Source organism: Streptomyces sp. NPDC054841 (genome assembly GCF_053611045.1).
Genome location: NZ_JBSGZO010000392.1, coordinates 1 through 8,195, shown reverse-complemented (window position 1 = coordinate 8,195; position 8,195 = coordinate 1). Strand labels below are relative to the sequence as shown.

At 69.0% G+C, this 8,195-nt stretch carries 9 protein-coding genes and 1 pseudogene; 4 read left to right on the top strand and 6 right to left on the bottom strand.

Translation table 11 applies throughout. The features are described from left to right. Position 1: 1 nt before the first annotated feature. Together ACWGI8_RS34215 and ACWGI8_RS34210 are read right to left on the bottom strand one after the other, a co-directional pair. A complete protein-coding gene (locus ACWGI8_RS34215; protein WP_453666957.1) occupies positions 2-895 on the bottom strand; it encodes an RNA polymerase sigma-70 factor in 894 nt (297 codons plus the stop codon). 92 nt (positions 896-987) lie between these two features. After that, positions 988-1,788, bottom strand: coding sequence for a TioE family transcriptional regulator (locus ACWGI8_RS34210; RefSeq protein ID WP_453666955.1), 801 nt, complete (start codon positions 1,786-1,788; stop codon positions 988-990). Between the two features lie 58 nt (positions 1,789-1,846). Between ACWGI8_RS34210 and ACWGI8_RS34205 the strand changes: the two genes are divergently transcribed. Then, positions 1,847-3,049, top strand: coding sequence for an erythromycin esterase family protein (locus ACWGI8_RS34205; protein WP_453666953.1), 1,203 nt, complete (start codon positions 1,847-1,849; stop codon positions 3,047-3,049). An 81-nt stretch (positions 3,050-3,130) separates the two neighbouring features. On the opposite strand, the gene ACWGI8_RS34200 is transcribed toward ACWGI8_RS34205, so the two are convergent. Next, positions 3,131-3,295, bottom strand: coding sequence for a hypothetical protein (locus ACWGI8_RS34200; RefSeq protein ID WP_453666951.1), 165 nt, complete (start codon positions 3,293-3,295; stop codon positions 3,131-3,133). Positions 3,296-3,596: 301 nt separating this feature from the next. Continuing rightward, positions 3,597-4,349: a class I SAM-dependent methyltransferase gene (locus tag ACWGI8_RS34195; protein ID WP_453666949.1), complete on the bottom strand. Its 753-nt coding sequence runs from the start codon at positions 4,347-4,349 to the stop codon at positions 3,597-3,599. Between the two features lie 155 nt (positions 4,350-4,504). On the opposite strand from ACWGI8_RS34195, the gene ACWGI8_RS34190 reads away from it, so the two are divergent. Then, positions 4,505-4,738, top strand: a complete 234-nt coding sequence (locus ACWGI8_RS34190; RefSeq protein WP_453666947.1) for a hypothetical protein — start codon at positions 4,505-4,507, stop codon at positions 4,736-4,738. 235 nt (positions 4,739-4,973) lie between these two features. Here the strand turns inward: ACWGI8_RS34190 and ACWGI8_RS34185 are convergent, their stop codons facing one another. Further along, the gene (locus ACWGI8_RS34185; RefSeq protein ID WP_453666945.1) at positions 4,974-6,425 is read right to left on the bottom strand and encodes an amidase; all 1,452 of its coding nucleotides are present in this window, start codon (positions 6,423-6,425) and stop codon (positions 4,974-4,976) included. Between the two features lie 387 nt (positions 6,426-6,812). On the opposite strand from ACWGI8_RS34185, the pseudogene ACWGI8_RS34180 reads away from it, so the two are divergent. Together ACWGI8_RS34180 and ACWGI8_RS34175 are read left to right on the top strand one after the other, a co-directional pair. After that, positions 6,813-7,046: pseudogene (locus ACWGI8_RS34180) on the top strand (ATP-binding protein); the annotation flags it as partial. 160 nt (positions 7,047-7,206) lie between these two features. Next, complete coding sequence (locus ACWGI8_RS34175) at positions 7,207-7,551, top strand: MazG nucleotide pyrophosphohydrolase domain-containing protein (RefSeq protein ID WP_453666943.1); 345 nt, start codon at positions 7,207-7,209, stop codon at positions 7,549-7,551. Between the two features lie 137 nt (positions 7,552-7,688). Here the strand turns inward: ACWGI8_RS34175 and ACWGI8_RS34170 are convergent, their stop codons facing one another. After that, positions 7,689-7,865: a hypothetical protein gene (locus tag ACWGI8_RS34170; protein WP_453666941.1), complete on the bottom strand. Its 177-nt coding sequence runs from the start codon at positions 7,863-7,865 to the stop codon at positions 7,689-7,691. Positions 7,866-8,195: the final 330 nt, after the last annotated feature.

Genomic DNA, 8,195 nt, shown 5'->3' with positions numbered 1-8,195 from the left:
CTCACGTGTTCTGTGACAGCTCCCGCAACTGACCGGACAAAAAAGCTAGTTTGTCAGGGTTACGGACGATCCGGATCCCGATGATTCCCGCCTCGCCGACCTCCAGCGCACCCAACGAAGTCAGCTCGCCGTCCTCCCAGCCGAGCACCACCGCACCGCCGTTCGCCTCGGCGACCTCCATCCGCACCCCACTCGCCCACCGGGCGGACAGGCCTGCCAGGAACCGAGCCACCCTCTCCCGGCCGACGACCGGCCGCCGCGCCGCACCGACCTTGCCACCACCGTCCGACCACGCGACCACGTCGTCGGCGAGCAGCGCCTCCAACTGCGTCATCGCCCCCTGAGCCGCCGCCTCCAGAAACCGGGCCAGCAACCCGCTGCTCAACTCCGGGGACGACACGAACTTCTGCCGGCCGTCCGCCACATGCTGCTTCGCCCTGCGGTACAGCTGCCGCGCGTTCGCCTCCGAGCAGTCGATCACGCCCGCGACGTCCCGATGGCTGTAGCCGAAGGCGTCACGCAGCACCACCGCCGCGCGCTCCGGCGGCGTCAGACGCTCCATCAACACCAGCACCGCCAGCGACACCGCCTCGCGCTGCTCCGCCGTCTCCATCGGCCCCAGTGACCCGTCATCGGTCCGCACCGGCTCCGGCAGCCACGGCCCCACGTACTCCACACGCCGCACCCGCGCCGAGGTCAGCCGGTTCATGCACAGATTCGTGAGCACCTTCGCCAGCCACGGCCCCGGCGCAGCGACCTGCCCGGGCTCGGCCCCGTGCCACCGCAGGTACGCATCCTGCACGGCATCCTCCGCCTCCGCCGCCGACCCGAGCATCCGGTATGCCAACGAGAACAGCCGGGGTCGCTGCTCTTCGAACTGCTGCGCCTTGTCCATAAGCGCCTACGCTAGAAGATCGTTGAGGATCTTGGCCGGGGCGTCACACCGCGGACCAGGGGCTTGAGGAACATCGGAACGAAGACCGGCGCTCAGCCTTGGCGGCCACCGGGGTGCTCGCGAAGGTACGCCTCCAGCTCGGCGGCCCCGGCCAGCATCCCCCGCCCGCGGGCGGACAGCCGCCCGCGCCAGTCGCACAGTGCGGCCTCCAGCGGCTCCAGCCCACCGGCCGCCCGCACCTGGGCGATCAGCGGTGCGATCTGCTCCAGCAGATAGCCGCCCCGCCTGAGCTGGTGGGCCAGCCGGGCGTCCCGCACGTCGGCCTCGCCGTAGACGCGGTACCCGGTCAGCGGGTCACGGCGCGGGCGCACCAACCCGGCGCGCTCCCATTTGCGCAGCGTCGCGGGCCGGATTCCGAGCTGCCCTGCCAGCGGCCCGATGAACGTGTCGCCGGGCCCGGACACCACGGCCGGCTCCGACTGCGCACCGGGCTCGGATCCCGCACTGGGCCCGGGCGCCGTTGTGGGCTCGGGCGCCGTTGTGGGCTCCAGGTCACGGAGGGCCCTCTCCACGGCCTGGAGGGTCCGGCGGTCGTCGAGGAGCTGGGCGTGGCTCTCGTCGATGAGCCGGAACGCCTCATCGACCACGCCCTCGTTCACGGCCCGCATGATCGAGGTCGCCGTCCGGTGGCCGTGACCGGGCACCAGGGCGAGAAACGCGCGCAGGGCCCCCGCATGCAGCGAGGTGTAGGTGCGGTAGCCGTGGGGTGTGCGACCGGCGGCCGGAAGGATGCCGGCCTCCTCGTAATTCCTGATCGCCTGAGTGGACAGTCCGTGCCCGCGCGCCAGATCGATCGGCCTGAGCTGCCCACCGCTTTGAAGGTTTCGTCCCACCGGTCCGACGATATCGTGGGAAAGTCTCAACCGAAAGTTCAACGATACCGTTGAAGGCATGGCTACTCACATCAAGGACACCGCCCATGGCGTCGAGGCCGCCGCCGTCATGGGGCTGCTCCCGGCCCGGCCGCGGGTGCTCGCCCTGGGCGAGCCCACCCACGGCGAGGACACTCTGCTCGACCTGCGCAACGACCTGTTCCGGCAGCTCGTCGAGCAGGAGGGCTACCGGACGATCGCGATCGAGAGCGACTGCATGATGGGCCTGGTCGTGGACGACTACGTCACCTCGGGCACGGGCACCCTCGACGAGGTCATGGAGGGCGGATTCAGTCACGGGTGGGGCGCGTCCGCGGCCAACCGCGAACTCGTGCGCTGGATACGGGCGTACAACGACGGCCGGCCCGCGTCCGAGCGGCTCCGCTTCGCCGGTATCGACGGCCCGCTGGAGATCACCGGCGCCGCGAGCCCCCGGCAGGCCCTCATCGCACTCCACGAATACCTCTCGGCCCAGGTGGACGCGGACCTGCTCCCCTGCTCCGCGGAAACGCTCGACCGCCTGCTCGGCGCCGACGACCGGTGGATCGAGCCCGGCGCGATGATGGACGCGTCCCGGTCCGTGGGGCAGTCGGCCGAGGCCAGGGAGCTGCGGCTGCTCGCCGACGATCTGGTGGCGCTGCTCGACCAGCAGACGCCGCACCTGATCACGGCGACCTCGCCGGAGGACTGGGACCGGGCGCGCCTGTACGCACGCACCGCCACCGGCCTCCTGCGCTACCACCACTGGATGGCCGACACCTCACCGGCCCGCATGACCCGGCTGGTGAGCGTGCGGGACCAGATGATGGCCCACAACCTCCTCGCCGTCGCCGCTCGGGGCCCGGCACTCGTCCACGCCCACAACGGCCATCTCCAGCGGAGCAAGAGCACGATGCGGATGGGCGGGATGCCGCTGGAGTGGTGGAGCGCCGGCGCGCTCGTGAGCGCCCAGCTCGGCGAGGAGTACGCCTTCCTGGCCACGGCCCTCGGCACGATCCGGCACCAGGGAGTGGACACGCCGCCACCGGACACCGTCGAAGGACTCCTGTACGCGCTCCCGGAGGACCGCTACGTCGTCGACGCCCCCCGGCTGGCCACCACCCTCGGCGACACCCGGCCCGCGCCCCGTGTATCCCCCTGGTTCGGCTACTCCCCGCTTGACCCGGCCCACCTGGCGGCCAGCGACGGCATCGTGTTCGTCAAGGACGTCCCGCAGAGCTAGTGCCACCCTCAGCAGCCCGGCCTGTCGGGGCGCCTCCGAGGCGCGGGAGGAGCCCCGGCCGTCAACGGCGCATACGACCGCTCAGCGCCGGGCGCCCCCGGGGGCCGGCACGCCGGTGACCTCCGCGAAAGCTCCGGCGACGGCGTGAAGGCCCAGGATGTCCTCCGTCCGCGCGCAGGTCTCGTAGAGCGTCCGCCGCAGCGTCTTCCGATGTTCCTCAACCTCCGACCAAGCACCGTTGTTCATGGGGGGATGGCAGGGGCAGTGTCCAGGTGTCACCAGCGTGCCCGGTGCCCAGCGGCGCGTACGGTCGCCCCCAGGGCCCGAACCCGTCATCGACGGCCAGGTCGGTCACCACGGCCGGCTGGCACGGCACGGTCTCCGGCCTGATACGGATCCTTCCTTCGGTGTCGGTGAACGCCGCATGACCGCCGAACCGATCGACGTCCCAGGCACCCGCCGTCACATCGGAGGTGAAGGTCTGGTCCACGTACGGGAACCCGCCGCCCTTGTGGAAGTCGGCCGGCCGGGGCGGCCTCCCGACCGGTCACTCCGGGCGGCGGGCGAAGAAAACGAACTCCCGGCCGGGGCGGTCCGGGGCGTCGCGCACCTCGTCCACGATGTAGCCGTGCGCGGTCAGCGCGGCCTCCACCTCCGCACGCTCGCGGAAGCGGAGGGTCGAGTCGGATGTGAGCGTCTCACCGGTCGCCGTGAAGATGACGGTGCCGCGGAAGGTCACCAGCGGAAAGCTGACGTCCGTGACGTCCACCCAGGTCTCGACGGGGCCGACTTCCTCGACGGCGACGACGCGGTGGGTCGCGGCCCGGTTCCACGCCTCCCACGCCCGCCGGGCCGGGTCCCTCGTCTCGAAGACGAGGTGGCCGCCCGGCCGCAGCGCCGAGCGGATCCCGCGCAGGGTACCCTCCCACATCTCCGAGTCCACGATCTCCTGAGCCACGTTGGCGGTCATGGTGGCGAGGTCGACCCGCATCTCCGGGAGCGCCGTCGCATCGCCGTGAATCCACCGCACCCGCTCGCTGCCCTGCTTGGACCGTGCGACGTCGAGGGAGGCCCCGGACGGGTCCACGCCGGTCACCATCAGCCCGCGGTCGGCCAGCATCAGCGCGAACGTACCCGTGCCGCACCCCACGTCAAGGACCTGACGTGCCTTCAATTCCCGCGCCACGGTCACGTACACGTCCAGATCGCTGCGGTCCGGATCGAGCGGATCGTAGAGTTCCGCGAGCCGTGCATTGTCATAGGCCTCGTTTGCCACGCCCGCCACGCTACCGTCGGTCATGCGTCCCACCGCGCCCACCTGAGTGATTCCAGTACGCCGGTCGAGACCTGCCCAACGTGCCGCCGGAGGTTCGATGCGTCTGCTCGATACCTTCCAAGAACGCCGACCGCCGGCCGCGCCCGGCTGTCCATGAAGCAACGAGGAGCTGATCATTCATGGCTGTGTGCGAGGTCTGCAACAACGACTACGAGATGTCCTTCGAAGTGCATGCCGCGGGAGCCGTCCACATCTTCGACAGCATCGAGTGCGCAGCACAGAAGATGGCACCGATCTGCGACAACTGCCAGTGCCGCATCCTCGGCCATGGCCTTCAATCGGACGGGCAGTTCTTCTGTTGCGCGCACTGTGCTCGCCAGAGGGGCGTTGCGCAACTCGTCGATCACGCCTGAGCGCCGGCACAGCCGGACTCACCGCGATTCCCCGCTCGACGACGGCCGAATACTGCCCCTCTGACCGACGTGTCTGGACCATTCGCAGTCCTGAACTCAATGACACCAGCCGGTTCTTCAGCAATGTCTCCGGTTCCGCGTCGTTGCACATTCTCTGAAGTTTTCGCTGTCTGCCCAGGCCGGCGGGCTGCACCTGATCCGCACTTCGCCCTCGACGGACACCCGGTAGTACGCCCTACTTCGGTGTCTGGAAGCCGCCTATCTTCTGCTCGAGCAGTTCGGCCAGCCGCAGCGGGGTGCGGTCCTCGAGCGTCGGGCCGATGAGCTGCACTCCCACCGGCAGACCTTCGGGGGACCGGCCCGCAGGTACGGCGGTGGCGGGTAGGCCGGGCATGGTGGCCAGACCGGCCCAGACGAGCTGGTCGAAGTACGGGTACTCGACGCCGTCGATGTCGATCCGGCGTTCCCTCGGATCGGGGTTGTGGTCGTGCGGGAACGCGGGAGTGGGCGTGATTGGACACACCACGGCGTCGAACTCGGCGAAGAGCTGCCGCCAGCCGTGGCGGTGGAGCTCGCGACGGCTGTTCGCCTCGATCCAGTCGAGATGGCTGAACACCATGCCGCGCAGCCGCGCCGCATCGAGACTCTGGTCGTCTGCGCTCAGTCCGGCGGCGCGGGTCCGCAGCTGCTCGTGCGCTTCGACGGGAAAATGTGCAACGGAGCTCGAAAACAGGAATTGCGTGTAGAGCCTCGCGGCTTCGCTCAGATCGGGCAGCAGCGGACTGTGCCGTTCGACGCGGGCGCCCCCGTCGACAAGCGCGTCGGCCACCCGGTTCACGCCCGCCCTCACAGCGGCCCCGGTCGGAATGAGCGGATGCTCCTCGAGGACCAAGACCCGGAAGTCGCAGAGCCGCTCGTGGCGCGCGGGCGGCAGCGTCACGTCGTACGCCACACCGTGCGTCAGCGGGTCCGGTCCGGCCATGACGTCGAGCAGGAGCGTGAGGTCGCGGGCAGTGCGCGCCATCGGACCGACGACGGCGAAGTCGAGGTCGACCGGCAATGGCGGTGCCGGCGGCGCGACCATGCCGCGGGTTGCCGCCAGTCCGAGTGTCGGCTTGTGCGCGTAGATGCCGCAGAAATGCGCGGGGGTGCGCAACGAGCCGGCGAGGTCGGAGCCGATGGACAGCGCGCCGAACCCGGACGCCAGGGCCGCCGCTGATCCGCCCGAGGACCCACCCGACGTGCGACCGTGATCCCACGGGTTGTTGGTGGTGCCGTACATCTCGTTGAAGCTCTGGATATCTTGCAGCCCCACCGGCACATTGGTCTTACCGAGCACCACCGCGCCCGCGGCCTTGAGTCGCGACACCTGCACCGCGTCCTCGGCCGGCATGTAGTTCCGATGTAGCGGCATGCCCCAGGTCGTGGGCAGCCCAGCGATGTTGTAGGACTCCTTGACCGTCACCGGAATGCCGAGCAGCGGCCGGTCCTCACCGCGGGCGCGCGCCTGGTCGGCACCGCGCGCGGCAGCCCGTGCACGGTCGAAGTCCGGCACACAGATCGCGTTGATCTCCTTGTCGTCCCGCTCGATACGGGCGATCGCTTCGTCGGTCAGTTCCGTCGAGGTCACTTCACCGGCACGCAACGCAGCCGCGAGTTCTTCTGCAGTCTGAAAGTTCCACTCCATGAATCCGACCGTACTGACCTCTGGCAGAGGTCATAAAATGCCGCTTCGCGCAACGGGTTGGAGGTCTCCATACTCATCATGCTCCTCTCCAGCCCCAGACAATTCGCCCGACCGCCGGCGATGACGACGCGCGGCGGGATCGGTGTCGGCCTGGGAGTTCAGGAGACTCCATCGGACACCCGCGCGTACTTCGCGAGGCTGCGAACCGACGTATGCCCGGACAGCTTCATCAGCACCGGCGTGGACGCGCCCCTCTCCGCAGCGTGGGTCAACCGCGAGTGGCTTGTGCCCGCAGTCGTTGTGTGTCGTCGGGGCCGTGTCGCGATTGAGCGGCGGTGACCACCGACAGCGAATTCGTGATGGCCCTTCGCGCCCGTGTTGCATTGCCAGGGCGCCCACGTCCGCTTCGCCAAGACCAGCCGGATCCTTGCAGACCTGGCCAGCGGCCACGCGGACCGCACCTGGGAGAAACGGATTCCAGAACTCGTCCGACCCGACGTCCTCATCCTCGACGACTTCGCGATGCGCCAGCTCAACGCGGCCCAGGCTGATGACCTCTACGAGCTGGTCAGTGAGCGGCAGGGCCGGTCGCCGGCCCGGCGCTCAAGTAGCGGATGGCACCTGGGGTGTTCACGAGCAGGGCTAACCGACTTCAACGGCACCGGGGGCCTGACCTGTTCCGGATTGGCGACTGATCGTCCCCCGTTGACGATCAAGGGCCTCCAGCGAGAGGGTCAGTTCTCGATCATTTCAACGCGTTGCATCGGGAAGGGCGGGCTCTGTGGACCTGGGCGGCGAGCTGAAGAGGCGGGCGATACGGATCCATGACCTCTACGACGAGCTGAACCGCCGTGAACGCGGACGGGCATGGACGCGAAACGAGTTCATGCTCGGCTTTGTGGGAGACGTCGGTGATCTGGCCAAGCTCATCATGGCTCAGGAAGGTGCGCGAGATGTCCCGGGCGGTCGGGCGGCGCTGGAGCATGAGCTCGCCGACTGCCTGTGGTCAGTATTGATCCTTGCGCACCACTACGAGGTGGATCTCGAGGATGCCTTCTGCCGCACCATGGGGGAACTCGATGAGTCGATCAGTGCTCAGCTCGCCGGCGACAAGGAGCTGCCGTGACGGAACGACCGCCGAGAACAGAGGGTCAGCCGTGATCCCCCCGCAGGCTGCCGACGCGACCCATCTGCGCGAAGCGGTCGTTGGCCGGTAGATGCTGGCCGCCAGAGCCACCTCCGGGGCTGGGGAATCACGTGAACTCAGCCCCGAAGAACTACGTGAACGTCCACACGCATCTTCTCCTCCACGGCCTGCTCGTTCTGCGAGGTCTCCTGGATGATCGCGTGCAGGCCCTTCTCGCGTACGCACTCCTCCGCCCGCGCCATCCAGGCCCGCCTGGCGGCATGCCTGCGGCGCCGATCCGGTCGAGTCGTCACGCTCGACCCCTTGGACGAGGTCCTGGAGGAGAGGAGCATGAGCGGCACAGAACGGCGTCGCTGACGGGTGCCGACGCCCCGTCACAGACCGCCGGCCGTCTTCCTCGGCTCGGCGGAAGGTGGCGACGATGTCCGACGACCAATTGCCAGTGATGGCGTCGTAGATGGCGCGCGACAGCTGCCCTGCGGTCAGCCGGGGGAACCGAAGCCGCCAAAGGGATCGTCAAGTACTTTGTGCGCATGGCCAAGCCGTCGGTTGTGTTCTCACCGATACGGAACCCGACTGCTCGGCAGCACCATCATTCCCTGCGGCCCTGTCGGCTCATCCGG

Coding starts and splice junctions, on each gene's coding strand:
- ACWGI8_RS34215 (WP_453666957.1), bottom strand. CDS start 895: ATGGACAAGGCGCAGCAGTTCGAAGAGCAGCGACCCCGGCTGTTCTCG.
- ACWGI8_RS34205 (WP_453666953.1), top strand. CDS start 1,847: ATGGCTACTCACATCAAGGACACCGCCCATGGCGTCGAGGCCGCCGCC.
- ACWGI8_RS34200 (WP_453666951.1), bottom strand. CDS start 3,295: ATGAACAACGGTGCTTGGTCGGAGGTTGAGGAACATCGGAAGACGCTG.
- ACWGI8_RS34195 (WP_453666949.1), bottom strand. CDS start 4,349: ATGACCGACGGTAGCGTGGCGGGCGTGGCAAACGAGGCCTATGACAAT.
- ACWGI8_RS34190 (WP_453666947.1), top strand. CDS start 4,505: ATGGCTGTGTGCGAGGTCTGCAACAACGACTACGAGATGTCCTTCGAA.
- ACWGI8_RS34185 (WP_453666945.1), bottom strand. CDS start 6,425: ATGGAGTGGAACTTTCAGACTGCAGAAGAACTCGCGGCTGCGTTGCGT.